General features: G+C 71.4%; 26 protein-coding genes, 1 pseudogene and 2 riboswitches. Of the genes and pseudogenes, 12 read left to right on the forward strand and 15 right to left on the reverse strand.

Annotation, left to right across the window (positions count from 1 at the left end; all coding sequences use genetic code 11):
* Positions 1 to 184 precede the first annotated feature (184 nt).
* Both OG978_RS37905 and OG978_RS37910 read left to right on the forward strand, forming a co-directional pair.
* Positions 185 to 1,264 (forward strand): hypothetical protein, encoded by a 1,080-nt coding sequence (locus OG978_RS37905; RefSeq protein ID WP_326769556.1) that lies wholly within the window; start codon positions 185 to 187, stop codon positions 1,262 to 1,264.
* 12 nt (positions 1,265 to 1,276) lie between these two features.
* The gene (locus OG978_RS37910; RefSeq protein WP_326769557.1) at positions 1,277 to 1,765 is read left to right on the forward strand and encodes a phosphatase domain-containing protein; all 489 of its coding nucleotides are present in this window, start codon (positions 1,277 to 1,279) and stop codon (positions 1,763 to 1,765) included.
* Positions 1,766 to 1,792: 27 nt separating this feature from the next.
* On the opposite strand, the gene OG978_RS37915 is transcribed toward OG978_RS37910, so the two are convergent.
* Entirely contained in the window at positions 1,793 to 2,008 is a 216-nt protein-coding gene (locus OG978_RS37915; RefSeq protein ID WP_326769558.1) for a dodecin, read from the reverse strand.
* A gap of 201 nt (positions 2,009 to 2,209) precedes the next feature.
* Here OG978_RS37915 and OG978_RS37920 point away from each other — a divergent pair, with 201 nt between their 5' ends.
* From OG978_RS37920 to OG978_RS37930, 3 genes are all read left to right on the forward strand, one after another.
* Positions 2,210 to 3,466, forward strand: a complete 1,257-nt coding sequence (locus tag OG978_RS37920; protein ID WP_326769559.1) for an extracellular solute-binding protein — start codon at positions 2,210 to 2,212, stop codon at positions 3,464 to 3,466.
* 187 nt (positions 3,467 to 3,653) lie between these two features.
* Positions 3,654 to 4,460 (forward strand): GNAT family N-acetyltransferase, encoded by an 807-nt coding sequence (locus tag OG978_RS37925; protein ID WP_326769560.1) that lies wholly within the window; start codon positions 3,654 to 3,656, stop codon positions 4,458 to 4,460.
* The gene (locus tag OG978_RS37930; RefSeq protein WP_326769561.1) at positions 4,457 to 5,389 is read left to right on the forward strand and encodes a lysophospholipid acyltransferase family protein; all 933 of its coding nucleotides are present in this window, start codon (positions 4,457 to 4,459) and stop codon (positions 5,387 to 5,389) included. Before OG978_RS37925 ends, OG978_RS37930 begins: the two co-directional genes overlap by 4 nt.
* Here the strand turns inward: OG978_RS37930 and egtD are convergent.
* The 4 genes from egtD to egtA are packed head-to-tail and all read right to left on the reverse strand — an operon-like array spanning position 5,332 to position 9,705.
* On the reverse strand, positions 5,332 to 6,294 hold the full coding sequence (gene egtD, locus OG978_RS37935) for an L-histidine N(alpha)-methyltransferase (RefSeq protein ID WP_326769562.1): 963 nt from the start codon (positions 6,292 to 6,294) through the stop codon (positions 5,332 to 5,334). The two genes, OG978_RS37930 and egtD, sit on opposite strands and share 58 nt — an antisense overlap.
* Positions 6,291 to 7,046, reverse strand: a complete 756-nt coding sequence (egtC, locus tag OG978_RS37940) for an ergothioneine biosynthesis protein EgtC (RefSeq protein ID WP_326769563.1) — start codon at positions 7,044 to 7,046, stop codon at positions 6,291 to 6,293. Before egtC ends, egtD begins: the two co-directional genes overlap by 4 nt.
* Positions 7,046 to 8,389 (reverse strand): ergothioneine biosynthesis protein EgtB, encoded by a 1,344-nt coding sequence (gene egtB, locus OG978_RS37945; protein WP_326769564.1) that lies wholly within the window; start codon positions 8,387 to 8,389, stop codon positions 7,046 to 7,048. Before egtB ends, egtC begins: the two co-directional genes overlap by 1 nt.
* On the reverse strand, positions 8,386 to 9,705 hold the full coding sequence (egtA, locus tag OG978_RS37950; protein WP_326769565.1) for an ergothioneine biosynthesis glutamate--cysteine ligase EgtA: 1,320 nt from the start codon (positions 9,703 to 9,705) through the stop codon (positions 8,386 to 8,388). The genes egtB and egtA overlap by 4 nt, the downstream gene beginning before the upstream one ends.
* Before the next feature lie 148 nt (positions 9,706 to 9,853).
* Here egtA and OG978_RS37955 point away from each other — a divergent pair, with 148 nt between their 5' ends.
* The gene (locus OG978_RS37955) at positions 9,854 to 10,708 is read left to right on the forward strand and encodes a TIGR02452 family protein (RefSeq protein WP_326769566.1); all 855 of its coding nucleotides are present in this window, start codon (positions 9,854 to 9,856) and stop codon (positions 10,706 to 10,708) included.
* Here the strand turns inward: OG978_RS37955 and OG978_RS37960 are convergent.
* From OG978_RS37960 to OG978_RS37970, 3 genes are all read right to left on the reverse strand, one after another.
* Positions 10,693 to 11,160, reverse strand: a complete 468-nt coding sequence (locus tag OG978_RS37960; protein ID WP_326769567.1) for a type II toxin-antitoxin system PemK/MazF family toxin — start codon at positions 11,158 to 11,160, stop codon at positions 10,693 to 10,695. The two genes, OG978_RS37955 and OG978_RS37960, sit on opposite strands and share 16 nt — an antisense overlap.
* A 93-nt stretch (positions 11,161 to 11,253) precedes the next feature.
* Entirely contained in the window at positions 11,254 to 12,768 is a 1,515-nt protein-coding gene (locus tag OG978_RS37965) for a flotillin family protein (RefSeq protein ID WP_326769568.1), read from the reverse strand.
* A gap of 140 nt (positions 12,769 to 12,908) precedes the next feature.
* Positions 12,909 to 13,127 carry a hypothetical protein gene (locus OG978_RS37970; RefSeq protein WP_326769569.1) on the reverse strand — a complete coding sequence of 73 codons (219 nt, stop codon included), beginning with the start codon at positions 13,125 to 13,127 and terminating at the stop codon, positions 12,909 to 12,911.
* Positions 13,128 to 13,176: 49 nt separating this feature from the next.
* Between OG978_RS37970 and OG978_RS37975 the strand changes: the two genes are divergently transcribed.
* Both OG978_RS37975 and OG978_RS37980 read left to right on the forward strand, forming a co-directional pair.
* Positions 13,177 to 14,199 (forward strand): LacI family DNA-binding transcriptional regulator, encoded by a 1,023-nt coding sequence (locus OG978_RS37975; protein WP_326769570.1) that lies wholly within the window; start codon positions 13,177 to 13,179, stop codon positions 14,197 to 14,199.
* Positions 14,200 to 14,288: 89 nt separating this feature from the next.
* On the forward strand, positions 14,289 to 14,588 hold the full coding sequence (locus OG978_RS37980) for a hypothetical protein (protein ID WP_326769571.1): 300 nt from the start codon (positions 14,289 to 14,291) through the stop codon (positions 14,586 to 14,588).
* A gap of 86 nt (positions 14,589 to 14,674) precedes the next feature.
* On the opposite strand, the gene trxA is transcribed toward OG978_RS37980, so the two are convergent.
* On the reverse strand, positions 14,675 to 15,046 hold the full coding sequence (gene trxA, locus OG978_RS37985) for a thioredoxin (RefSeq protein ID WP_326769572.1): 372 nt from the start codon (positions 15,044 to 15,046) through the stop codon (positions 14,675 to 14,677).
* Positions 15,047 to 15,160: 114 nt separating this feature from the next.
* Between trxA and OG978_RS37990 the strand changes: the two genes are divergently transcribed.
* A complete protein-coding gene (locus tag OG978_RS37990) occupies positions 15,161 to 16,603 on the forward strand; it encodes a dihydrolipoyl dehydrogenase family protein (RefSeq protein WP_326769573.1) in 1,443 nt (480 codons plus the stop codon).
* Here OG978_RS37990 and OG978_RS37995 read toward each other — a convergent pair.
* The 4 genes and pseudogenes from OG978_RS37995 to OG978_RS38010 form a co-directional block, all read right to left on the reverse strand.
* Positions 16,557 to 17,411 (reverse strand): annotated as a pseudogene (locus OG978_RS37995) (ATP-binding cassette domain-containing protein); the annotation flags it as partial. The gene OG978_RS37990 and the pseudogene OG978_RS37995 sit on opposite strands and share 47 nt — an antisense overlap.
* Before the next feature lie 131 nt (positions 17,412 to 17,542).
* Positions 17,543 to 18,424, reverse strand: a complete 882-nt coding sequence (locus tag OG978_RS38000; RefSeq protein WP_326769574.1) for a glycoside hydrolase family 16 protein — start codon at positions 18,422 to 18,424, stop codon at positions 17,543 to 17,545.
* A gap of 227 nt (positions 18,425 to 18,651) precedes the next feature.
* A complete protein-coding gene (gene metE, locus OG978_RS38005; RefSeq protein ID WP_326769575.1) occupies positions 18,652 to 20,976 on the reverse strand; it encodes a 5-methyltetrahydropteroyltriglutamate--homocysteine S-methyltransferase in 2,325 nt (774 codons plus the stop codon).
* 178 nt (positions 20,977 to 21,154) lie between these two features.
* A riboswitch (cobalamin riboswitch) is annotated at positions 21,155 to 21,337 on the reverse strand.
* A 129-nt stretch (positions 21,338 to 21,466) separates the two neighbouring features.
* Complete coding sequence (locus OG978_RS38010; RefSeq protein WP_326769576.1) at positions 21,467 to 22,069, reverse strand: histidine phosphatase family protein; 603 nt, start codon at positions 22,067 to 22,069, stop codon at positions 21,467 to 21,469.
* Between the two features lie 109 nt (positions 22,070 to 22,178).
* Positions 22,179 to 22,327, forward strand: a riboswitch (adenosylcobalamin (AdoCbl) riboswitch).
* Between the two features lie 3 nt (positions 22,328 to 22,330).
* Between OG978_RS38010 and OG978_RS38015 the strand changes: the two genes are divergently transcribed.
* Complete coding sequence (locus tag OG978_RS38015) at positions 22,331 to 22,546, forward strand: CbtB domain-containing protein (RefSeq protein WP_124720415.1); 216 nt, start codon at positions 22,331 to 22,333, stop codon at positions 22,544 to 22,546.
* Between the two features lie 27 nt (positions 22,547 to 22,573).
* Positions 22,574 to 23,347: a CbtA family protein gene (locus OG978_RS38020; protein ID WP_326769577.1), complete on the forward strand. Its 774-nt coding sequence runs from the start codon at positions 22,574 to 22,576 to the stop codon at positions 23,345 to 23,347.
* 131 nt (positions 23,348 to 23,478) lie between these two features.
* Here OG978_RS38020 and OG978_RS38025 read toward each other — a convergent pair whose 3' ends face one another.
* Positions 23,479 to 23,985 (reverse strand): GNAT family N-acetyltransferase, encoded by a 507-nt coding sequence (locus OG978_RS38025; protein WP_326769578.1) that lies wholly within the window; start codon positions 23,983 to 23,985, stop codon positions 23,479 to 23,481.
* A gap of 169 nt (positions 23,986 to 24,154) precedes the next feature.
* Positions 24,155 to 24,538 (reverse strand): tetratricopeptide repeat protein, encoded by a 384-nt coding sequence (locus OG978_RS38030; RefSeq protein WP_326769579.1) that lies wholly within the window; start codon positions 24,536 to 24,538, stop codon positions 24,155 to 24,157.
* Between the two features lie 178 nt (positions 24,539 to 24,716).
* On the opposite strand from OG978_RS38030, the gene OG978_RS38035 reads away from it, so the two are divergent.
* Positions 24,717 to 25,682 carry a pirin family protein gene (locus OG978_RS38035; RefSeq protein WP_326769580.1) on the forward strand — a complete coding sequence of 322 codons (966 nt, stop codon included), beginning with the start codon at positions 24,717 to 24,719 and terminating at the stop codon, positions 25,680 to 25,682.
* Positions 25,683 to 25,846: the final 164 nt, after the last annotated feature.

The following is a 25,846-nucleotide window of genomic DNA, read 5'->3' on the forward strand; positions in this document are numbered from 1 at the left end:
ATCGGTGCGGAACGTGAGGGGAAGATCACTCATCCGCGCGCGGGCGGGCGCGTGTGGTGAGTAACGGGCGCCCGGCGCGGCGCTCATGGCCTTCTCGTGCGGCCCTCTTGAGCCCCCGACGGCACCACCCGTACGCTGCGTCGGTGCGCGCGGGCGCGCCTACCGGGGAGGTGGAAGCGCCGTCATGGCCGACTCACTGTCCGAGGACGACATCCTCGAAGCGGTCGCCCGGCACATCGGCTGCCCGGGGCAGGGTCCACAGTTGCGGCGGACGGGCGCCGACATCGCCCGGCATCCGATGCTCGACCTGCGCATCGTGCGTTGCGTGGAGAGCCGCAGCACGCGGCCGGAGACCAGGCCGGGCAGGTACGACACATCGGGACGGCCGACGTACGAAGGGGAGCTGCGCGACCATCCGGTCGAGCCGCCGAAGGACCCGGCCGAGCCGCGGGAGGTGGAGTTCGTGCTCCACGGTTCGGTGCGGACGGTGGCCTGTGGCTGCGACGAAGGCCGGCAGCCGTGCTCGCGCTGCCGGGCCAAGGGAAAACTGCGCTGCGAGACCGGCCCGTTGTGCCCGGCCTGCAAAGGCGTGGAGCCGTGTACCTGGTGCGACGGCACGGGCGAACGCCGCAAGGACCGTGCGTCGGCCGGGCCGGCGCGGGAGAAGCATCCGCCCGGACGCACCACCTGTCTGAAATGCCGCAAGCCACGCACCGCCTGTCCGCAGTGCCGGGGCTGGGGCACCGAGAAGTGCCCGCAGTGCGACGACACGGGCTTCAGGGACTGCCCGGTCTGCGGGGGTGAGAGGTCGACGGAGCACACCCCGTGCGACGGCACGGGCCTGGTCACCCTGTGGACGGGCGGATCGGTCGGGCACGCCCCGGAGCGGAGCGCGGTGAAGCTGCCGGACCCGGCGCCGCCGCTCCGGGTCCGGCAGCAGACCGGACGCACCGGTGCGTGGGAACGGGTGACGCTGACCTCGGCCGGCCGGCCGATACCCGACGCTCTGGACCCCGCCCACGTCAAGGCCGTCGAATCGGCACTCGTGCTCCGCCCCGACGAGGTGGCCAGACGCGTCGACATCGGTTGGCTGCAGCTGGTGGCGGTCACGGTCCCGGACGATCCCGACCACGTCTTCTACGTCTTTCCCGGACCCGACGGTCCCGAGGTCCTCCCGATCTGGTCGAGGCGCAGATCCCTGCGGGTCGCCGCGGTGGTGGCCGGGGTGGTCGTACTGCTGCTGCTGGTGGCCGCGCTGGTCTGATTTGCTGGGAGCGTGAGAAGCGACCACCGGCCCCTGGCCGTATTCGACTTGGACGGCACGCTCGCGGACAGCGGCCACCGGCAGCATTATCTGGAGGGGCGCCGACGCGACTGGAACGGCTTCTTCTCCGCGGCCGTCGACGACCCGCCGCTTCCCGAAGGCGTACGGCTGGCGCTGAGCAGCGCCGAGCAGTGTGAGGTCAGGTATCTCACCGGCCGGCCCGAGCGCTGCCGCCGGGACACCGTGGCATGGCTGGCGGAACACGGGCTGCCCGAGGGGCGGGTGTACATGCGCCGCAACGACGACCGCAGGCCGGCCCGGTACACCAAGCTGGAAATCCTGAAGCGGCTGGGCCGGGAGCGAGAGGTCCGGGTGCTGGTCGATGACGACGAACTCGTCTGCGACGCGGCGGAGCAGGCCGGCTTCGCCGTGGTACGGGCCCGCTGGGCGAAGGCGTCGGCCGTGATCGAGGACGCGCAGGAGCGCGAGGGCCGTACCTGAACCGGATCCGAGCCGCAGCGGTGGGGGTCAGCTCGTCTCGTCGAGCCGGAAGCCCACTTTCAGGCCCACCTGGTAGTGCTCGACCCGGCCGTCCCTGATCTCGCCGCGCACTTGCGTGATCTCGAACCAGTCGAGATTGTGCAACGTTTCCGAAGCTCTTGCGATGCCTCTGCGGATGGCGTCGTCGACGCCCTCGTGCGAGGTTCCGACGATTTCGGTGACCCGATAGATATGATTTGACATCTTATGTCTCCTCTCGTCCTTACCACGGTGCCCCACCCGGCCCGAGTCCGCGAGAGGTCGAAGTGCAGAATGTGCCGTGAACGGGCCTTGACCAAGCCAATGGTCCATACCAAAATCCAGCCACGCCCGTGCGAGCGCAGCCCGCAGTCCCCCACACCGGGTCCTGAATCAAGTCGTGCCGTTTCGCAGAAGGTGAACCTGGTGAAGAACCGCATACTCGTCGGAGCCGTCGCGCTCGTCTCCACCTTTGCGCTGGGGGGATGCGGCCTGGGCTCCGGCTCGGAGGCGTCCGGCAGCAAGAAGGTCACGATCTGGCTGATGAAGGACAGTGTCTCCGCCGATTTCCTGAAGCGGTTCACAAAGGCCTATCAGGACGAGCACCCGTCCATCGAGCTCGAGTTCAAGTTCCAGAGCTGGAGCGGAATCGGCCCGAAGGTCATCGGCGCCCTCAAGGGCAAGGACACCCCGGATGTCATCGAGGTCGGGAACACTCAGGTCGCCCAGTACGCGGAGAGCGGCGGTCTGCGCGATCTTACCCTGGAGTCCGTGCGCGATCTCGGCAGTGAGGAGTGGCTGCCGGGTCTCGCCGACCCGGGCAGCATCGACGGCATGCAGTACGGAATTCCCTGGTACGCGGCCAATCGAGTGGTGATCTACAACAAGGAGCTCTTCGAGCAGGCAGGCATAAAGAACCCGCCGAAGACCCGGGACGAGTGGATCACGGACACCCAGCAGCTGAACCGGAACGGAAATCAGGGGGTCTACCTCGCGGGCCAGAACTGGTATGTCCTCGCCGGTTTCATCTGGGACGAGGGCGGCGAACTCGCCGAGGAGAAGGGCGGCGAGTGGGAAGGCACCCTGGACAGTCCCGCCGCGCTCCGGGGCATGAGCTTCTACAAGGAACTCCAGGCGCTCGGCGACGGACCCAAGAACGCGGACGAGGAAAAGCCCCCGCAGGCCGATGTGTTCGCCGAGGGGAATGTCGCACAGATCATCTCGGTGCCCGGCAGCGTTGCGCAGATCGAGAAGAAGAATCCCGAACTCAAGGGAAAACTCGGCTACTTCCCGATTCCGGGCAAGACCGCGAAGGAGCCCGGCTCCGTCTTCACCGGCGGATCCGACCTGATCGTTCCGGACAAGGCGGACCAGCGCACCGAGGGCATCGAGGTGATCAAGGCGCTGGCGGGCCGGAAGTGGCAGGAAGAGCTCGTCAGAACCATGAGTTACGTGCCCAACAAGCCCGGCCTCGCGAGCGTCATCGTGGGTCAGGAAGGCACCGCCGCGATGGCCCGTGGTGCCACGAAGGGCCGTGCGACACCCAACTCGCCACAGTGGGCGGACGTCGAGGCCGACAACCCGATCAAGCCGTACATGACGGCGGTGCTCGAGGGCGGCGACCCGCAGCAGGCGGCGAAGACCGCCTCGGCGAAGATCACCTCCAAGCTCACCGGGAGCTGACCCGCGCTCCCCGCCCGGAGCTGTGGGCCGGTACCGGCCACCCCCGGGATTCAGCCTTCGCACATTTCGGCTCTCCCGAGCGGTCATGTCGAATCCAGCCGGTAACGGAAGAAGTAAGGGGCCGGGCCTTCGCACCCAGTGCGGCGGTCCGGCGGCCGCCCTTGCCGATCCGTCCCCGGAGACCGTCATGAACGCGCTGCCCGTCACCTCACTCCCCGCCGCCCCCGCCGTTCCCGCGCAGCCCGTCGCCCCCGCACCGCCGCGCTACCGGGTGTCCCTCGCCGCCGACCAGGACGAGGTCCGCGCCGCCCAGCGGCTGCGTCATCTGGTCTTCGCCGGTGAGCTCGGCGCCAGGCTGGACGGACCCGAACCCGGCCTGGACAGCGATGCGTTCGACGCGTACTGCGACCATCTTCTGGTCCGGGAGGAGACCACCGGCGACATCGTCGCCACCTACCGCGTGCTGCCGCCCGAGCGGGCCCGGATCGCCGGGCGGCTCTACGCGGAGAGCGAGTTCGACCTCGGCCGGCTCGGCCCGATCCGCGACGACCTGGTCGAGGTCGGACGGTCCTGCGTCCACCCCGCCCACCGCGACGGCGCCGTCATAGCCCTGATCTGGGCCGGACTCGCCCGGTACATGGAACGCACCGGACACAACTGGCTGGCCGGCTGCTGCTCGATCCCCCTCGCCGACGGAGGCGTCGCCGCGGCCGGCGCCTGGGAAACCGTGCGGACGAAGCACCTGGCACCCGAGGACCACTGGGTCACACCCCACCGCCTCTGGCAGCCCACCGGGGGATGGGCCCCGGTACCCACCGGGCTCGCCACCCTGCCTCCGCTGCTCCGGGGCTATCTGCGCCTCGGCGCCTGGGTGTGCGGGGCGCCCGCCCACGACCCCGACTTCAACGTCGCCGACCTGTATGTACTGCTGTCGCTGCGCCGCACCGACCCGCGCTACCTGCGCCACTTCCTCGCGCTCACCCCCCTGCGATGAACCCCTGGCTGCCCACCGCACCCTGCACCCCGGGCACCTGCGCCGGTCACGACGGCCGCGTGCGGGGCCGCCCGGCCGCCGCGGCCCTGCTGCTCGCCGGGTGCGCGTGCATCCTGGCCGGCGCGCTGGGCGCCCCGTTCGTGCCGATGCTCGGCGCGGCACGGCGGGAACGGCTGATCCGGCGCTGGGCGTACGGCGTCGTGCGCGCCTTCGGGGTGCGGGTGCGGATCGTCGGCACACCGGCGGTGCCCGACCGGGCCCCCGGGGCACCGGGCACGCTCGTCGTCGCGAACCACATCTCATGGCTGGACATCCCGCTCGTCGCGGCCGTGTTCCCCGGCCGGATGCTGGCCAAGAGCGAGATCCGCGGCTGGCCGCTGCTCGGACGGCTCGCCGCACGGGGTGGCACGCTCTTCGTCGAACGGGACCGACTGCGCGCGCTGCCCACGACCGTGCGCACCATCGGGGCGGCGCTGCGCGGCGGATCACGCGTGGTCGTCTTCCCCGAGGGCACCACCTGGTGCGGGCGCGGCCCCGGCGGCCGGTTCGGACCCGCCGCCTTCCAGGCCGCGATCGACACGGACGCCACGGTCCGGCCGGTACGCATCAGCTACCGCGCCGCCCCGGCGCGGAGCACCGGGACCACCGGCCGGACGGGGCCCGCGGCGGGCCGCCGTGCGGCCCGCCACAACGGCTCCGCACCGGCGGAACACACCGCGCCGGCCGGTGCGGCCGCGTTCGTCGGCGACGATCCGCTCATCGCCTCACTGTGGCGAGTGGTGACGGCGGCCGGCCTGACCGCCGAGATCCGCGTACTGCCGCCGATCCCGGCGGGCGGCGGGCCGGACCGCCGTACCCTGGCCCGTCGCGCTCAGACCGCCGTCGCCAACGAGAGCGCGAAACGGCCACCGGAATCCGTCCACCACTGAGCCAGCCGCAGACCGGCCGTGTCCAGCTCCGTCCGGACGCCTTCCTTGCGGAACTTGGCCGACACCTCCGTACGCAACTCCTCGCCGGCCTCGAAGGCCACCACCAGATCCAGGTCCGGGATCTTCACGGTGTGCGCCCGACGGGCCCGCAGCCGCATCTCGATCCACTCACGCTCCGGATCCCAGAGCGCCACATGATCGAAACCGGCGGGGTCGAAGTCCGCACCCAACTCCCGGTTCACGACCCGCAGTACGTTCCTGTTGAACTCCGCGGTCACCCTCGCCGCATCGTCGTACGCGGCGACCAGCACCTTCTCCTCCTTCACCAGATCCGTGCCGAGCAGCAGCGCGTCGCCGGGGGAGAGCAGCGACCGTACGGACTTGAGGAACACCGCACGCTCGTCGGGCAGCAGATTGCCGACCGTGCCGCCCAGGAACGCGATCAGCCTGGGCTCCGGCGTTCCCGGCAGCGCGAGACCGCCCGTGAAATCGGCGATCAGGGCGTGCACGGAGAGCTCGGGCCGCTGCGCGAGCAGGGCTTCGGTGGCGCCGCGCAGTGCGCTCTCGCTCACATCGACGGGTACGTAACTGTGCAGCGCGGGCAGCGCGTCCAGCAGGTGCCGGGTCTTCTCGGACGACCCGGACCCCAGCTCGATCAGGGTCCGCGCCCCGGACACCCGGGCGATCTCGTCGGCGCGGTCGATCAGGATCTCGCGCTCGGCACGCGTCGGGTAGTACTCGGGCAGCCGGGTGATCTCCTCGAACAGCTCACTGCCGTGCGCGTCGTAGAACCACTTGGGCGGCAGTGTCTTCGGTTGCCGGGTCAGACCGTGCAGCACATCGGCGCGCAGCGCCGCGTCCGTCGCGTCCACCGGCAGGGTACGGGTCAGCAGAAAGGGACTCACTCAGTGGGCTCCTTGAGCGGGGTCAGCAGAACTTCGGTGCGGGTCGCCGTCAGCAATGTGCGGTCGGGGACCGTGCGCCAGCGCGGATCGTCGTCGTACGGCTCCGAGGCCACGACCGTGCGCAGGCCCGGCTCGGTGAGATACGACAGGGTGTCGCCCCAGGCCGTCGCCACGATCGTCGCGCCGTCGGTCAGCAGCAGATTCAGCCGGGACTCCGGCGCCGCGGCCGCCACGTCGAGCACGGTGTCGGCGACGGCCTGCGGCAGTTCGTCACCGTCGGCCAGACGGTGACGCACCAGGGCCCAGACGAGGGCCGAGTCGCAGCGCGCCGTGAGGGTGAGCAGTTCGGCCGGGGGCAGCGCCGTGGCGAGCGGAGCCACGGAGTGCGGCCAGCCCTTCACCGCACCGTTGTGGCTGAACAGCAGCGGCCCGTCGGCGAACGGCGCGGCCGCCGCCTCGCCGTCGGCGCCCGCCTCGGTGGCGTCACGGACGGCGGCGAGCAGCGCCGCGCTGCGCACCACCCTGGCCAGGTCGGCGAAGGTCTCGTCGCCCCAGACCGGGCCCCGGCGCCGGTAGCGTCCGGGCACCGGATCGCCGGCCGCGTACCAGCCGACGCCGAAGCCGTCCGCGTTGACGGTCCCGTACCGCTGGTGTCTCGGCGCCCAGGACTGGCGCACGAGGGAGTGGGGCGGCCGCATCAGCAGTTCACCGAGGGGTATCGACGGTCCCAGGTAGGCGATATGACGACACATCACAGATCCCTGGCGGTACGGAAGCCGGAGAAGATCTGCCGCCGCACCGGCAGGTCCCAGTTGCGGAACGTCCCCCGGCACACCACCGGGTCCACGGCGAACGAACCGCCGCGCAGCACCTTGTGGGCCGGCCCGAAGAACACCTCCGAGTACTCGCGGTACGGGAACGCCGAGAAGCCGGGATAGGGCAGGAAGTCGCTCGACGTCCACTCCCACACGTCACCGATCAACTGCCGTGCACCGTACGGGGACCGGCCCTGCGCGTACGCTCCCGCGGGTGCGGGCCGCAGATGGCGCTGACCCAGGTTCGCCAGCTCGGGGGCCGGGTCCTCGTCGCCCCAGGGATAGCGCCGCGAACGCCCCGACACCGGGTCGTGGCGCGCCGCCTTCTCCCACTCCGCCTCCGTGGGCAGCCGGCGCCCGGCCCACCGGGCGAACGCGTCCGCCTCGTACCAGCTGACATGGAGCACCGGCTCGTTCCCGGGCACCGTCTCGGTGACCCCGAAACGGCGGCGCAGCCACTGACCGGAGTCCCGGTGCCAGAACAGCGGAGCGGTCAGTTCGTGCTCACGGACCATCGCCCACCCCTCGGGCGCCCACCAGCACCGCTCGGTGTAGCCGCCGTCCTCGATGAACTCCTGGTACGCACCGCAGGTGACCGGGGTCGTGTCGATGAAGAAGCCCGGTACGTCGCACACATGCGCCGGGCGTTCGTTGTCCAGGGCCCATGGCTCGGTGGACGTCCCCATCGTGAACGGGCCGCCCGGGACCAGGACTTCGGCGGGCAGTTTCGCCACGTCGGTGGGGGCGGGCGGCACCGGCGCGGTCAGCACGGCCGGACCCGACCGGAGCTGATGGGTGATCAGCATCGTCTCGTCGTGCTGCTGTTCGTGCTGGGCGATCATGCCGAAGGCGAACCCGGCCCGCACCAGTGGTCGGCCACCGTCCAGTACGGTGCCGCCGAGGACGTCCAGGGCCCGGCCGCGTACCTCCGCGGCGTACGCACGTGCCTCGGCGGGGGCCAGCAGCGGCAGCGAAGGGCGGGCCGCCCGGGGATGCTCGAAGGCGTCGTACAGGCCGTCGATCTCCGGGCGCATCGCCTCCCGCCCGGCCACCCCGCGCAGCAGCCACAGCTCCTCCTGATTGCCGATGTGCGCGAGGTCCCAGACCAGCGGGGACATCAACGGCGAGTGCTGGGCGGTCAGTTCATGGTCGTCCACGCTGTCGGTGAGCAGCGCGGTGCGTTCCCGGGCAGTGAGCAGTGCGGCGAGGGCCCGCTGCCGGAGCGCCTCGGTGTCCGCCCCGTGAGGTGCGGATCCGGTGGGTGTGGGGGAGTCGGTCATGAGCGGGGCCCCTCGGGGTGGTGGCCCGGACCGCCGGGTGGAACCGGCGCGAGCAGTTCGTGAAGATCGTCGGCCGGACATCGGCCCCGGGCGACGAAACGGTCGTTGAAGCCGGCCACGGCGTCCTGCACGGCCTGCGTGGCCCCCATCCGGGGCAGCGCCTCCAGTGCGACCTCGAAGCAGGTGGCCGCCGCCGCCCGCAGTTCGGGATCGGTCAGGCCGTCGCGGGCGGCGCCGGCCCACAGCGGATTGCGCGGCGCCGGCTCCGCCCCGGCCGTCTCGGCCAGTGGTTTCACGGTGCGGTACACGGTCTCGGCGGCCTCCGGGTCGTCGAACAGGGCAGTGGTGACGGCGAGCGGCACCAGCCACCCGTCCGCACCGTGCTGTGCGTCGATCATGCGCAGCTCCAGATGGCCGCGCGGGCGCACGGGCGGGAAGAGCGTGCTGATGTGGAAGTCGAGATCGGCGCGCACCGGGGGTCTCGGCGCGCCGGTGCGGATCCAGTCGCGGAACGTCAGACCCTCCGGCACGGCCCAGGGGCGGTCGTCGTCCCGGATGCACATCACCGGGGTGTCCAGCACGTGTGCGGCCCAGGCGTCGCGCGGCGGCAGACCGCCGGACGGTGCCAGGGACCGCCATGGATCGAGGTCGGCCCAGAGCGACTGCCGGGTGGACCGCCACAGTGTCGGGCGGCCGAGCCGGAAGGGCGAGTTCGCGAACGCCGCCACCAGGACCGCGCCCAGCAGATGGCACAGCTGCCAGCGCCGCCCGTAGCCGAGCGGACCCGGTTCCTCCTCTCCGGCGTCCAGACAGACCTGGACGGACGCGGTGGTGCACATCATGGCGCGGCCGGCCGGTCCCGACCGGTCGAACGAGACCTCCATGGCGTCGTAGCGGGGCTCGCCCAGCAGACGGCGCGGAGGGTGCCACGGGTCGACGCCGAGACCCACCGGCGCGAGCCCCACCCGGTCCAGGGCGTCACGTACCGCGGTGAGATCTGCGGCGGTGGCATCGACGCACTCCATCAGGGAGTCGGCGGGGCGCGAGCTGAGCTCCAGCTGGCCGCCGGGTTCGAAGGTGAGCGCCGCGCTCAGGGGCAGGGCCCGGAGGATGGCGGCGGCCGCGTCGAGACGGTGGTGCGGGACGGGGGCGCGGGGGTGATCCCGGTCGTGGATGAGCCATTCGAGTTCGACGCCGACCCTGCGGGGCGGTCCCGTCTTGAAACAGATGCAGCGCAGTAAATCCTCCGCCTCGCCCTCGCCCAGGGGCGGGGACTGGCCGGGCGGACCGTGGCCGCCGGGTGTGTCGTACGACATGCCGGGCCTCCTTCTCTCGGTGCCTCCCCACCACCCAAACCCCTACGAGTGGATCGCACAAGGGTGCCCCTGTGCGTCGGAAATCCGGTTGCATCCATGCCGTTGGAGCGTCGAGCATGCCCCGTATGCACCACACGGGGGAGTACCGATGAGCGCACGGCTGCGCGGCATCGCGCGTGAGACCGAGGCCATTGTCGAGGCCGGCCGCTACCACACGCGGGACGGGCGGGAGGTGAGCATCGAGCGCGCGCTGACCACTGCACTCTCGGGGACCAGGCTGTACGGCCCCCAGCCGGTTCCGGTCGCGGCACTCGACGACGACCGCACCCCGGTCGTCGAGGTCACCGGCGAGAGCAGCCTGCAGGCGGCGCGCCGGATGACCGGCGAAGGCCCCGGCAAGGTCGCCGTGCTGAACTACGCCTCCGCCCGCAATCCCGGCGGCGGATACCTCAACGGCGCGCAGGCCCAGGAGGAGGCCCTGTGCAGGGGCTCCGCCCTGTACGCCACCTTGCTGCGCGCCCCCGACTACTACGCCCACCACCGCGCGGAACGCAGCGCCTTCTACACCGACCGGGTGATTCACTCGCCGGGCGTACCGGTCTTCCGCGACGACCGGGGACAGCTGCTCGACACCCCGTACACCGCGGGTTTCCTCACCTCCCCGGCACCCAACGCCGGAGTCATCCGCAGCCGCACCCCCGAGGAGGCCCACCGCATCCCCGCCGCGCTCGCGTCCCGGGCGGAGCGGGTGCTCGAGGTCGCGGCGGTGCGCGGGTACCGCAGGCTGGTGCTGGGCGCCTGGGGCTGCGGTGTGTTCCGCAACGATCCGGCGCAGGTGGCCGACGCGTTCCGGGCGCTGCTCCTCGACGGCGGCAGGTTCGCCGGGCACTTCGAGCAGATCGTCTTCGGCATCCTCGACCGCAGCCCCGAATCCGCCACCCGGTCCGCCTTCAGCCGGACGTTCGACCAGGACCAGGGCCCCGGTCCCTACTGCCAGTCGTAGCGCTCCCGCAGCCGCCCGGCGACCCGGTCGAACCTGTCCCGGTCCAGCGCGCACGCCTCACGCCGCATTCCGTCCTCGTGCACCCGCAGGACCCGGTCCAGATCGACCCACGACGGGCGGCCGGAGCTGTCCCAGGGGCCGGCCCCGAGCGCCACCCACTCGCGATCCTGGTCGTGCTGCTTGCTGGAGAGCTGCACGGCGAGCAGCGTGCCCGCCGCCTCGCGGGCCACCACCAGGACCGGGCGGTCCTTGCCGCGCCCGTCGTTCTCCTCGAACGGCACCCACGCCCAGACGATCTCGCCGGGGTCGGGGTCGCCGTCCCGGTCGGGGGCGTACGAGGTGCGGACCGGCCCCACGTCGCGCGGGTCGGCCCGCGAGGTGGCGGTCGGGCCGGTGCGGCCCGGGAAGTCGGCCGAGCTGTCGATGCTGTCGTCACGGTGCTGGATGGTCATCCCCACACCGTAGGACCTGTACGGCCGATTCCGTGGAGCGGGGCCGGTGCCCGCCCCGGATCGAGGGGCGCGCACCGGCCACCGCCGGACCGGTCAGGAGGACGAGCCGCCCTCCTGATCACCCGTCACCGGAATGTTCTGCTTGCGCGGGGAGGGCGGGGTGGCCGGAGCCACCCCGTTCACCTGCGGCCCCGGTTCCGCCGGGCCGTTCTGACTCATCGTCGCCAGCAACTGCCGGGCCAGCCCGAGCCCCGTGCCGCCCATGGTCAGCGCCTTCGCGAACATGTCCGACATGCCGTCGGCCCCGTTAAGCAGCACCATGTGGTCGACGCTGCCGAAGGCACCCGCGCCCGCCTGGACGATCTCCGGCCACTTCTCGGCCAGCTGCTGTGCGACGACCGCCTCCTGGTTCTCCGCCAGGGCGGCGGCCCGCGCCTTGATCGCCTCGGCCTCGGCGAGACCCTTGGCACGGGCCGCCTCCGCCAGCGCCAGTCCCTTGGCCTGAGCAGCGGCCGCCTCGGCCTCACCCGTCGCCCTGGTCGCCGTCGCGGACGCCGCGCCGCGCGCCTTCGTCGCCTCGGCCTCCGCGAGCGCCGCCGTCTTGACCCGGTTGGCCTCCGCGACCGCGGCGAGCTCCGTCTCCCGCGCCTTCGCCTCGGCGGCCGAGATCCGGGCATCGCGCTCGCCCTCGGCCAGCGTGCGCTTCTCGTACGCCTGGGCGTCCGCGGGCTTGCGCACATCGGCCTGGAGCTGCTGCTCACGCCGCTGGGCCTCCAGTTCGGCGACCCGGGTCTCCTGGACCACCACCTCCTGCCGGGCCGCCGCGTCGGCCAGCGGGCCCGCCTGCCGGGAGCTGGCCGCCGCCTTGTCGCGCTCGGCCTGGTATCCGGCCTGCAGGATCTCGCTGTCCCGGGTCGCCTCCGACATCCGGGCCGCGGCCTGCTGCTCCGCCTCGGTGGCCAGACGGTTGGCCTCGGCCTGCGCGATCCGGGCGTCCCGCTGCACGGCCGCCGCGTGCGGCATCGCCAGGTTCTTGATGTAGCCCGTGGGGTCCTCGATCTCATGGATCTGGAGCGAATCGACGATGAGCCCGAGCTTCTCCATCTCGGTCCCGCACGCCGCCCGGGTCTGCCCGGTGAGTTTCTCCCGGTCCCGGATCATGTCCTCGACCGTCAACCCGCCCACGATGGACCGCAGATGACCGGCGAAGACGTTGTGCACCCGCTCCGACATCAGCTTCTGCTGATCGAGGAACCGGCGGGCCGCGTTGGCGATCGACACGAAGTCGTCGCCCACCTTGAAGATGACAACGCCCCGCACCCGCAGTGGAATCCCCTGATGCGTGACGCAATCGACGGACAGCTCGGTCTCGTTGAGATCCAGGGACATCTTCCGCACGGCCTGGACCCCGGGCAGGACGAGAGTGCCGTGACCGGTGACGATCCGGAACCCCATGCCCTGCCCCAGGCCCTCGGTCCTGTGCTTGGAACCCGAGATGACCAGTGCTTCGTTGGGCTCGGCCACCCGCCACATCAGCTTGAACAGGCCGAACAACACAATGATGGCGGCGAGTACGAGACCCGCCGTGACACCGATGACCATCGGCATGCGCCCCCTTATCACGGCACCCCGTCGGCACCGCTGAACACGGGGGAGTCTTCTCCTGCGCGCTACGGTGCAGAAGCCGCGTGCGGATCCTTGCCGAATCCTTGACGAAAAAATCCGTCAAGAGCCCCCCACGCGGGGCCTCAACTCCCGTACGCGGGAGCCACATAGACCGTGCGCGGCGGCAGATGCTCGATCACCGTCACCACCGTGCCCACCTCGATGCGCTCCTTCGCCGCTGCCGGATACGCGAGAAAGTGCTCGGCGCCGCCCCGGATCCGTACCATCACCTCGCCGACCAGTCCCGGCCCCACCGTCCCGGTCACCCGCCCGAGCAGCCCCACCATCGAGGATTCACCCATGCCCCGGAGCGTACCCACGCATCACGGGTCTGGAAGACTGCCCGACGCCATGAGCCAGTTATCGAACCAGCCCACCCAACGCCCCGCCCCCACCAGCGCCGACGTCGCACGGCTCGCCGGGGTCTCCCGGGCCACCGTCTCGTACGTGCTGAACAACAGCTCCACCGTGCGGATCAGCGAATCCACCCGCCGCCGGGTCAGGGAAGCGGCCACCGAACTGGGTTACGTACCGCACGCGGCGGCGCGGAGCCTGCGCGCCGGACACACCCGCATGGTGCTGCTGCCCACCGTGAACTTCCCGACCGGACCACTGCACCACCACTTCTTCCACGAACTGGAATCGGGCCTGCGCCGCCTCGACTACACCGTCGTCCAGTACGGCAGCACCGGCCTGGACCCCGACGACGCACCCCGCGCCTGGGCCGAACTCCGCCCGGTCGCCGTGATCGCTCCCGGTACGATCGACCTCACCCCGCAGGGGATATCCGTGCTCAGGCGGTCGGGGGCGAAGGCCGTGATCACTCTCGGCCCGCGGCCGGTACCGGGCGCCCACGCACTGGTCATGGACCAGCGGGAGGTCGGCAGCTGCGCGGTCGGCCATCTGCTGGAACGCGGCCGGCGCCGCATCGGTGTGGTCATGCCCGAGGAATGCGGTCTGGGCCTGTTCGCCGAACCCCGGCTGACCGGGGCCCGGCAGGCCGCACAGTTCCACGGGGCCCGGGTCGAACCGCTGCCGCTGCGGTACGACGAGGAGTCCGCCGCCCGGCTGGCCGCCCGCTGGCGCACCCTGGACCTCGACGCCGTGTTCGCCTACAACGACGAATACGCGATGCTCCTGATGCGGGCCCTCCAGGACGCGGGCATCGACGTGCCGCGGGAGACCGCCGTGGTCGGTGCCGACGACCTGATGCTGGGCAGGCTGCTGCGCCCCCGGCTCAGCACCGTACGAATGGAGCTGGCCACGGCCCAGCCGCTGGCGGACCTCGTCGACCGGCTGGTGCGGGATCCCGGCGGCGCCCCCGAACACCACGACCTGCTGCGGGTCGGGGTGGTCCGGCGCGAGTCCGGTTGAGGCGTCGGGGCGGGGCGCGGCGGTCGGACCGCACCGCGCGGCAGCGCGGCAACGTGCGCACCGCGCGCCCCTTGCCTAGCGTCATGACCATGAGCCATCCGCAGAGTTACGAGATCCTGCTGGTCCCCGGATTCGCCGAGGACACCACCGACGCCGGCGAGCCCGGCGGCGCCATCCGCTCGGCCGTCGTGTCGGCGACCGGCGAGACGGGGGCATCGGGCTACCCCCGGTATTCCGGCGAAGGCATCGTCGCGGACATCGACCCCGCGACGCACGCGGTCGAGGCCCTGCTGGTCGACGGCGCCGAGCTGGCCTTCGGCCTCTCGGCCCGGATCAAGGAGAAGGACACCGAAACCGACACCGAAACCGAAGCCGGCGCCGACCGCTGAGGCCGCGCCGCCCGCTCCGGGACACGACGACGGGCCCGGCCGCCGGTCCGGCCGGGCCCGTCATCCGCGCCAGGAGCGCGCGGAGGCTACTTCTGCCCGTTCTGCTGCTCCTCGATGGACTTGCGGACCTCGTCCATGTCCAGCTTCCTCGCCTGGCCGATCACGTCCTCCAGCGCCGCCTCCGGCAGCGCTCCGGGCTGCGCGAACACCGCCACGTTCTCCCGGACGATCATCAGCGTCGGAATGGAGCGGATCTCGAAGGCCGCCGCCAGCTCCTGCTGCGCCTCCGTGTCGACCTTGGCGAAGACCAGGTCGTCGTGGCGCTCCGACGCCGCGTCGTAGACCGGCGCGAACTGCCGGCACGGGCCGCACCAGGAAGCCCAGAAGTCGATCAGGACGAAGTCGTTGTCACTGACGACCTGATCGAAGTTTTCCTTGGTGAGCTCAACGGTGCTCATTGTCTGTTACCTCTTCCTGTGCCCGCTCGGAACTGTCCGAACAACGGTGCCTGCACTTGCGCTATTCCGCCTGCCCATGTGGCCGTCGCGCACACCCACGACCAGACTGTCCCCATGACAGATGCTTCCCTGAACGCCGAGTACGACGTCGTGGTGATCGGAGCGGGTCCGGTGGGTGAGAACGTTGCCGACCGGGCCCGTGCCGCCGGACTGAGCACGGCGGTCGTCGAGTCGGAGCTGATCGGCGGCGAGTGCTCCTACTGGGCCTGCATGCCCAGCAAGGCCCTGCTGCGCCCGGTGGTCGCCCGCGCCGACGCCCGCCGCGTCCCGGGCCTCAGCGACGCCGTGCAGGGCCCGCTGGACACCGCCGCGGTCCTCGCCCACCGTGACGCCTACGCATCGCACTGGAAGGACGACGGACAGGTCGCCTGGCTGGAGGGCATCGGCGCGGACATCTACCGCGGCCGGGGCAGGCTCACCGGCGAGAAGGCGGTGTCCGTCACCGCGCCCGACGGCACGGAACACCGGCTCACCGCCCGCCGGGCCGTCGCTGTCTGCACCGGCAGCCGCGCCGTCGTCCCCGACCTGCCCGGCATCGACGGGGCCCGGCCCTGGACCAGCCGGGAGGCGACGAGCGCCAAGAAGGTGCCCGGCCGCCTCGTGATCGTCGGCGGCGGCGTGGTCGGCGTGGAGATGGCCACCGTCTGGCAGGCCCTCGGTGCTCAGGTGACGATGCTGATCCGCGGCAAGGGGCTCCTGCCGAAGATGGAACCCTTCGCCGGCGAGCTGGTCGGGCAGGCCCTCACCGAGGCCGGGGCCGACATCCGCACCGGCGTCTCGGTCGCCTCCGTACGGCGCGCGGTCCCGGACGGCCCGGTCACCGTGGAACTGGACGGCGGCGAACACGTCGAGGCCGACGAAATCCTCTTCGCCACCGGCCGGGCCCCGCGCACCGACGACCTCGGACTGGAAACGGTGGGCCTGGAACCCGGCACCTGGCTCACCGTCGACGACAGCTGCCGCGTCGAGGGCACCAACTGGCTCTACGCGGTCGGCGACGTCAACCACCGGGCGCTCCTCACCCACCAGGGCAAGTACCAGGCACGCATCGCGGGCGCCGCGATCGCCGCCCGCGCCGCCGCCGTACCGCTGCTGGAGACCGACCGCTGGGGCGCCCACGCGGCCACCGCCGACCACGCGGCCGTCCCCCAGGTCGTCTTCACCGACCCGGAGGCCGCCTCGGTCGGCCTCACCCTCGCCGAGGCCGAGCGGGCCGGCCACCGGGTACGGGCCGTCGACCACGACCTCGCCGCGGTGGCCGGCTCCGGCCTGTACGCGGACGGATACCGGGGCCGCGCCCGCATGGTCGTGGACCTCGACCGGGAGATCCTGCTCGGTGTCACCTTCGTCGGACCGGGCATCGGCGAGCTGCTGCACTCGGCGACGATCGCGGTCGCGGGCGAGGTCCCCATCGACCGGCTGTGGCACGCCGTGCCCGCGTACCCGACGATCAGCGAGGTCTGGCTGCGCCTGCTGGAGGCGTACCGGGACGCGTAGACCCTCGATACGGGACGGCATCCGTACCGGCCGTGACGACGGCCGCGAGCAGCGACTTCGTGTACGGGTGCCGCGGCGCCTCGACCACCTCCTGCGCCGTGCCCTCCTCGACCACCTCCGCGTCCTTCATCACACCCGGTCACTGATCCGCCGGATCACCGACAGATCGTGCGAGACGAACAACAGGGCCGTTCCCAGGCGCTGTTGAATGTCGTCCAGCAGATCCAGGACCTGTGCCCGCACCGAGGCGTCGAGCGCCGAGACCGGCTCGTCGCACACCAGGATGCCGGGGGACGGGGCGAGGGCGCGGGCGATGGCCACGCGTTGGCGCTGGCCGCCGGAGAGCTGGTCGGGGCGGCGGTGCAGACGTGCGAGCAGTTCGGTCGTCGGCCCCGTCTCCACGACCGAACCGTTCCGCAGCACCGCGGTGCGGTCCGCGATCCGCGCCACGACACCGAGGTCGTGACTGATCAGCAGCAGCCCCGTCCCGTCCTCCTTCGCCCCGGCCAGCAGGTCGAGGATCTGCGCCTGCACGGTCACATCGAGCGCGGTGGTCGGCTCGTCAGCGATGAGCAGACGCGGGCCGACGGCCAGCGCCGAGGCGATCAGTGCCCGCTGCCGCAGACCCCCGGAGAGCTCGTGCGGATACTGCGTCGCCCGTGCCTCCGGATCGGGGACACCCACCCGGCGCAGCAACTCGACTACGCGCGCCGATCAGTGCCCGCTCCACCGTACGGTGCAGCCGCATCGGCTCCGCGATCTCGGCCCCGATCCGGCGCAGCGGGTCCAGCGACACCAGCGCGTCCTGGGTTCCTCGGCGGGCGGGGCGGTCGCAACCAGTCGTTGCGGATGCTGTGACCAGGACTCACCGGCAGAGCCGACGGCCCGGGCCCGGGCCGAACAGACGGGCCGGACGGACGGCCCGGACGGCCCGGACGGTCAGGCGGGCGGCCGGAGATCGCTGGTGCTGACCCGCACATGGTCGACGACGAGCTGTTGCGGGAAGGAGGTGCTGCCGTCGGGGTCACCCGGCCAGTAGCCGCCGACCGCGAGGTTGAGGATCAGGAAGAAGGGCTTGTCGAACACCCAGGCGTTGCCCCCGAGGTCGGCGGGTGTACGGCGCTGGAAGACGTTCCCGTCCACCGACCAGGTCACCGAGCCGGGCGCCCAGTCGACGGCGAAGGTGTGGAAGTCGTCGGCGAACGCCTGGCCGCCGGGCAGCGTGTAGGCGGCGCCGATGCCGCCGGAACCGGAGTAGCCCGGGCCGTGCAACGTGCCGTGGACCGTGGACGGTTCGAAGCCGACGTTCTCCATGACATCGATCTCGCCCGAGTTCGGCCAGCCGACCTGGCCGATGTCGTCGCCCAGCATCCAGAAGGCCGGCCACATGCCCTGACCGCGCGGCACCTTCATCCTCGCCTCGACGTGCCCGTACGTCTGGGTGAACCTGCCGGACGTGTTCAGCCGTGCCGAGGTGTACTCACAAGTTCCGTACCAGCATTGGTAGTTGTTCGGATTCTCGCGACGTGCGGTGATGACCAGATGGCCCTGGCCGTCGAGTGCCGCATTGCTGTTCCCGGCCGTGTAGTACTGCCGTTCATGGTTGTTGACGTTGTCGCCGGTCTCGATCTGCCACTTGGCGCCGTCCACGGCAGAGCCCGCAGGGCCGTCGAAGTCGTCGGTGAACGTCGCTGCCGCGGCCCGCGCTCCGGGCGTGGGCACCCCGGCCGCTGGACCGGAAGAGGCCGAGAGGAGGGCGAGCGCGGAGAGCGCGGACACCAGCAGGCGGCGGGGGAGACGGGGATTGCGGAGGGAGGTCATGGAGGGGGGTCCTTCCCGTGCGGAATGGAGCGGTCGAGCAGTCGTCATGCATATGACAATCGCCCGTTGTGGGGGAGCGGGGAGAGGTTTGGTTCTGTATGCGATTTAAGAAGTGAACCAAGACCGTGTCAAGACCTTGGTACGTACCACACTTCTTGCATGCAGTCGTTGTGGGAACGACCCGGGACGGGCACCCGAACGGGCACCCGTCCCGGGCCGCGGCGCCATCAGCGTGCGGTGCCGTGCAGAGCCGCCCGCACCTCGGCGGCCGCCGAGACGAGGTGTTCCAGCGAGGCGCGCACCTCCGGCCAGCCCCGGGTCTTCAGGCCGCAGTCGGGATTGACCCACAACCGCTCGGCGGGAATCGCTTCGAGACCCTTACGGAGCAGGGCGGCCGCCTCCTCGGCGCTCGGCACCCGGGGGGAGTGGATGTCGTACACACCGGGGCCGACCTCCCGCGGATAGCCCGCCGCAGCCAGCTCGTCGGCCACCCGCATATGGGAGCGGGCCGCCTCCAGGCTGATCACATCCGCGTCCAGGTCGTCGATCGCCCGGATGATGTCGCCGAACTCCGCGTAGCACATGTGCGTATGGATCTGGGTGTCCGGGCGTACGCCACCGGTGGCAATCCGGAACGACTCGGTGGCCCAGGCCAGATACCCGGCACGGTCGGCGGCCCGCAGCGGCAGCGTCTCGCGCAGCGCGGGCTCGTCCACCTGGATCACCGAACTGCCCGCTGCTTCGAGGTCGTTCACCTCGTCCCGCAGCGCGAGGGCGACCTGGCGCGCGGTCTCGCCGAGTGGCTGGTCGTCGCGGACGAAGGACCAGGCGAGCATGGTGACCGGACCGGTGAGCATGCCCTTGACCGGACGGCTGGTGAGCGACTGCGCGTACGTCGTCCAGCGGACCGTCATCGGCTCGGGCCGCGAGATGTCCCCGGCCAGGATCGGCGGCCGGACATACCGCGTGCCGTACGACTGGACCCAGCCGTGCCGTGTGGCGAGACATCCGGTGAGCCGCTCGGCGAAGTACTGCACCATGTCATTGCGTTCGGGCTCGCCGTGCACCAGCACATCGATGCCCGCCGCCTCCTGAAACGTGATCACCTCCTGGATCTCGGCCTCGATGCGCTTGTCGTACGAGTCCGCGTCGATGTGTCCCGTCCTCAGATCGGCCCGGGCGGCGCGCAGTTGGGCCGTCTGCGGGAACGAACCGATCGTGGTGGTCGGCAGCAGCGGGAGCCGGAGGCGGGCGTGCTGGGCCGCTGCCCGCTGCGGATAGGGCAGTTCGCGCCGCGTGTCGGACTCCGTGACGGCCGAGACGCGCGCCCGTACCGCCGGATCGTGAGTGATCGCCGAACCGGCCCGTGAGGCCAGATCGGCACGGTTGGCGACGAGTTCGGCGGCGATCGTGTCCGTGCCCCGGGCGAGCCCCTTGGCGAGGGTGGCGATCTCGGCCGACTTCTGCCGGGCGAAGGCCAGCCAGCGCACCGCCTGCGGGTCGATGTCACGCTCGGCGGCCAGGTCGAGGGGGACATGCAGCAACGAGCAGGAGGCCGCGACGTCGACCCGGTCGGCGAGACCGAGCAGGGTGCCGAGGGTGGCCAGGGACTGCTGGTAGTCGTTGATCCATACATTGCGGCCGTCGACGACCCCGGCGACCAGCCGCTTGCCCGGCAGACCGCCGACCGCGGCGAGATCCCGCAGATTGGCGGCTGCCGGACCGGTGAAGTCCAGCGCGAGGCCGTCGACCGGGGCCTTCGCCAGAACGGAGAGTGCCTCACCGAGCCGGTCGAAGTAGGAGGCGACGAGAAGCTTCGGCCGGTCTGCGAGCGTGCCCAGGTCCCGGTAGGCGCGCGCGGCGGCGTTCAGCTCCGCCGGGGAACGGTCCTGCACCAGCGCGGGCTCGTCGAGCTGAACCCACTGCGCACCGGCCGCACGCAGATCGGCCAGAACCTCGGCGTACACCGGCAGCAGCCGGTCGAGCAGTGTCAGCGGCTCGAAGTCGGCAGCGACACCGGGAGCGGGTTTGGCCAGCAGCAGATACGTCACCGGACCGACGAGCACCGGCCGGGGGTTGTGCCCGAGCGCCAGCGCCTCCCTGAACTCCTCGACCTGCTTGGCGGAATCGGCGGCGAAAACGGTGCCGGGGCCGAGCTCCGGCACCAGGTAGTGGTAATTCGTGTCGAACCATTTGGTCATTTCGAGCGGCGCCACGTCCTGCGTACCACGCGCCATCGCGAAATAGCCGTCCAGCCCGTCGGTCTCGACGGCCTCGCGGTGCCGGTCGGGTACGGCACCGACCATCACGCTGGTGTCCAGCACATGGTCGTAGTACGAGAAGTCACCGGTCGGGACCTCGTGGATGCCGTCGGCGGCGAGCCGACGCCAGTTGGCACGGCGTAGTTCTGCGGCGGTCTCCCGGAGCGCCGCCGCGGTGACGCGGCCCTTCCAGTACCCCTCGACGGCCTTCTTCAGCTCCCGGTCGCCCCCGTGGCGGGGGTAGCCGTACACGGTGGCCCGGGCTGCCGCGGCTGCGGACTCGGTGGTCACGGAACTCTCCTTCGCGAGCGTGTCCTGATACGACCCCGGGACGGATCGCAGGCGCGAAGGGATGACGGACCGGGCGGATCCGCGGCGCCGTGCCGGCGCGCGTGACCTGCCCGATATGTACGCCGACCCGCCCACGAGGTCACCGGAATCACCGTGCGCGTCCGACGCGCACGGGCAGTGGCAGGTCTTCGGACTCGCGGGCGCGTCTCGCGTACGAGACACCTACTGGCCGTCGCTTCCCGGACCCGTCGGGTCCAGTGCTCGATGACGGCGGTCGTTCCCACTCACCGCTGCGGGGCAGTCCCGGATTCCCACCGGGTTCCCTCTTGCGACGCGCCTGTCTGGCGGACAGGGCGAACCAGCTGCACCCCCACCCTAGGGCTTCTCCTCCGGATCCTGCCAGGGCCACCTCCTGCGGTGCCGGGCTCGGCCACAACTCCTGCCCAGGCCCGCCCTCGGCTGATCGTCCGGGGGATCGCCGTCGACGGGATCAGTCGCCCGGCGAAGGGGACAGCGGCTGTCCGCACCGCAGGTTCCACCGGCCGGACCGGCCGCTGAGCCCGGTCAGTGTCAGGGGGGCGATGTCCAGGCGCCAGAACGCCTCCACCGGCAGAGCGAGTGCCCCGACGATCACCGCCCGTACCACCGCCGGCTCGACGACCCCCAGCACGCGGCCGCCCTCGCCGCCCTCGGCGGATGCCGCCGTCCCCACCGTCTCAAGCCAGCGTCCGGCCCGGGCGCAGAGATCCAGCAGGGACTCGCCGCCATGGGGAGCCGCCGAAGGATCGGTCAGCCAGGCCGACACGGCCTCCGGCTCGGCCGTGCTCACCGCTGCCAGCCGTCGACCGCTCCACCGGCCCATGTCCCAGCCACGGACCGCCGGTTCGGGCCCGGCGCGCAGCCCCAACGCGTCGGCGGTCCCGGCGCATCGCGCGGACGGCCCGCGCAGATACCGGTCGGCGGCGGGCACCGCCGCGGCGACGGCCCCGGCCCGGCGGGCCCCGGCCGCGTCGAGCGGCGCGTCACCGTCGAAACGGGCCTCGCGCAGCGCGGCGTTGAGCGCCGGTGAGATCAACATCACCTGTACCGTCATGACCCGGTCAACTCCCTGAACTCTGGCCCCTTGGGTGTGCCCACCCTGGCATCAGGGCGATCCGGCCTCCGTCGGCGCCATGGCAGGGGGCCGCCTCCAAGGGGTATCGTCACGACGAGCATGACGTAGGTGCGACGGAAGTCCGGTGAGAATCCGGCACGGTCGCGCCACTGTGAACCCGTATCTGTGCGGGAAGTCAGACCCAGCACCTACGTCTCAGGCACCACGATCGGGACGCGTGTTCCCTCAGGAGGTTCTGCCATGGCACAGACTGCTGCCCCCGCCACCGCCGTACCGGCGATCACTCCCATCTCCCTGAAGGCCATTGCCCCTTGGGCGGTCTTCTTCGGCATTCTCATGCTCGTACTGCTCTACTTCGTCGGCGCCGAACAGGGTGCCACCGCGGTCATCTCCGGCGAAGGTGTCCACGAGTGGGTCCACGACGGCCGCCACTTGCTCGGTTTCCCCTGCCACTGACGTACCGTCCGATCCAGGGGAAACCTCATGAACTCCATATCTGTCAGAGCTCTGCTTGTTCGCGGCATGCTGGCCGGCCTTGCCGCGGGTGCGTTCGCTCTGCTGGTCGCCTACTTCCTCGGTGAGTCGCGCGTGGACGCGGCCATCGCCCTTGAGGAGTCGCACAGCCATCACCATGACGGCGGCGAGGAACTGGTCAGCCGCACCATGCAGTCCACCGCCGGCCTCGCCACCGGTGTACTGGTCTTCGGCGTGGCGATCGGTGGCATCGCCGCCCTCGTCTTCTGCTACGCCCTCGGCCGGATCGGCAGGTTCGGCCCACGGGCCACGGCCGCCCTGATCGCGGGTGCGGCCCTGCTGACGGTGTACGTCGTGCCGTTCCTGAAGTACCCGGCCAACCCGCCGGCCGTCGGCAACCCCGACACCATCGGCCCGCGTACCGCCCTGTTCTTCCTGATGGTCGCCCTCAGCGTGCTGCTGGCCGTCGCCGCGGTCATCCTCGGCAAGCGGCTGGCTCCCCGCCTGGGCAACTGGAACGCGACGATCACGGCATCCGCCGCCTATGTCCTGGTGATCGGACTCGCCTACGCGTTCCTGCCCTCGTACAACGAAGTCGGCAAGGACTTCCCGGCCGCCCTGCTGTGGGAGTTCCGCCTGAGCACCCTCGCCGTGCAGGCCACCCTCTGGGTGACCTTCGGCCTCGTCTTCGGCCATCTGACGGACCGGCTGCTCGCGCCCGGGACCGGCTCCGTCACAACCGGAAACAGCCCGGCGAACCGGGCGGCCACGGCGGCCGGCTGACCGGCACAACGCCTGCAGGCCGATGCGCGGAACCCCGCCGGGAGCTCCCGGCGGGGTTCCGGCGTTCCTCCACCGTGCACCGGCCGGTCCGGCGGCCGAACCCGTCGCCCGCGGGCCCGGCGGCCACCGGCTCACTCCCCGGCCTGCGGGCCCCAGTCGATCCGGTAGTGCTTCAACTGCTCGTCCTCCTTCACCAGGCGCATTCCGACGGCTTCCATGACGCGCTGGGACGCGAGGTTGTCCAGATCGGTGTCACCGTGCACACAGCTCACCCCCTGATCGCGGGCGAACCGGAGCAGGGCGCGCAACGCCTCGGAGGCGTACCCCATCCCCTGCGCCGAGGGGACGAGGCCGTAACCGATCGTGACGTGCCCGTTCTCGTCCGGTGCACCGTGGAATCCCAGCCCGCCGATCACCACTCCGTCCGCGAGGCGACGTATCTCGTACGAACCGAAGGGGCTGGGGTCCCCGGACCTCGCACAGGTGTCGAGGAAGCGCTCGGCCGCGGCCGTCTCGCCGGGGGAGGGGTAGCCGGGCGCCCAGCGCGCCCCGTCTCCCGGCGTGCCCGCCATCACGTGCAAGGCGTCGGAAGCGTTCATCGGGCGGAGGAGGAGGCGCGGGGTCTCAAGGTCGGTCATGAGCGAGTGGAATATCACGCGGGACGGGCGGACGGCATCCGAATTGACCGGCCGGTGCGGCCGGTCAGGAGGGCACCGCGGCCGAGGGCGCCCTCCGGACGGAATGGCCGAACCGTCCGGCGGACGCCCCGCGCGGCCCCTGAGCACCCTCGTCGCGAATCTCCCGGACTCACCCGGCGGAAGGGCCCTGGGCGTCCGTCCGGCCCGTACCGAAGTCGAAGTCCCCGGAGAACGCCGCCGCCATCCGCAGATGGCCGGCCGCCTCCGCGCTCCGTCCCTGGCGCTCGAGGGTGCGGCCCAGCATCAGCCGCGCATAGTGCTCGACCGGGTCGCGCTCCAGCACCGCCCGCAACTCCGCCTCGGCCTTGCCGAGCCGCGCCGAGTGGTAGTAGGTCCGGGCCAGCAGCAGACGCGGCGCCACCTGCTCCGGCACCTCCTCGACCAGCCCCTCCAGGATTCGGGCCGCGGTCATGTACTCCTTCGCTTCGAAGAACATCTGCGCACGGTCCCAGCGGTCGGCAGCCGTGCCGAACTCGTAGTAGATGTCGCTCACTTGACCTCCTCTGTCACGGACCGTCCCCGGATCGTGCCCGGCTCCGTCCAATCGCTGAACCGGCTACCGGTCAGCCACCCTGCGATTGCCGGAACGACGCATGGTGGTTGAATATTCCACTAAATCATCGGCGTGGGTACCGGCACTCCCGGGCCCGCACAGGAATAGGTTGAGCGCCATGAGCAATCTCGATCGCCAGGCCGCACTCTCCGTCTGCGGAGGGCGGGGCTTCGTCGTCGCCGAGCCCGTACGTGAACTCCTCACCCCTCGCCACGTCCGGCTGGGCGAGTCCACCGAGGTCCGCAGGCTGCTGCCCAACCTCGGCCGCCGCATGGTCGGCGCCTGGGCCTTCGTCGATCACTACGGCCCCGACGACATCGCGGGCGAACCCGGGATGCAAGTGCCGCCCCACCCTCACATGGGCCTGCAGACGGTCAGCTGGTTGCACGACGGCGAGGTCCTGCACAGGGACAGCCTCGGCAGTCTCCGCACGATCCGCCCGCGCGAACTCGGACTGATGACCTCCGGCCGGGCCATCAGCCACTCCGAGGAGAGCCCGAAGGCCCACGCGAGGATTCTGCACGGCGCCCAGCTCTGGGTCGCGCTGCCGGACGCCCACCGCCACGTCGAGCCCCACTTCCAGCACCACACCGACCTGCCGACCGTCTCCGCCCCGGGCCTCAGCGCCACCCTGATCCTGGGCGAGCTCGACGGCACCACCTCGCCCGGCACCGCGTACACCCCGATCGTCGGCGCCGACATCGCCCTGGCAGCCGGCGCCGAGGCCCGACTGCCGCTCGACCGGGACTTCGAGTACGCGGTGCTCTCCATGTCCGGCCAGGCCGAGGTCGACGGCGTGCCCGTGCTTCCCGGTTCCATGCTCTACCTCGGCTGCGGCCGCACCGAACTCCCCTTGCGCGCGGACACCGACGCGGGCCTCATGCTCCTCGGTGGCGAGCCCTTCGAGGAGGAGATCGTCATGTGGTGGAACTTCATCGGCCGGTCCCACGAGGAGATCGAGGAGGCCCGGCAAGCGTGGACGGAGGGATCCCGCTTTGGTGAGGTGCACGGCTACGACGGCGGCCGGCTGCCTGCTCCCGCACTGCCGCCGGTGGCGCTGAAACCGCGGGGACGGGTGCGCTGACCTGGGGTGATGTGCCCTCCGACGCTCCCCGTTGCGTGCGCTCTCCGCGTCCCCTCGCCGGTACGGCGGGGGGGTGCCCCTATCTGTTTCGTCAACCCTGTCAGGGTCGGTTCGTGGGAGTTGGTGCTGGTTTTTGGGAACGTCCCGCGAAGCGGGACGTTCCC

The sequence above is a fragment of the Streptomyces sp. NBC_01591 genome, assembly GCF_035918155.1.
Lineage (GTDB): Bacteria > Actinomycetota > Actinomycetes > Streptomycetales > Streptomycetaceae > Streptomyces.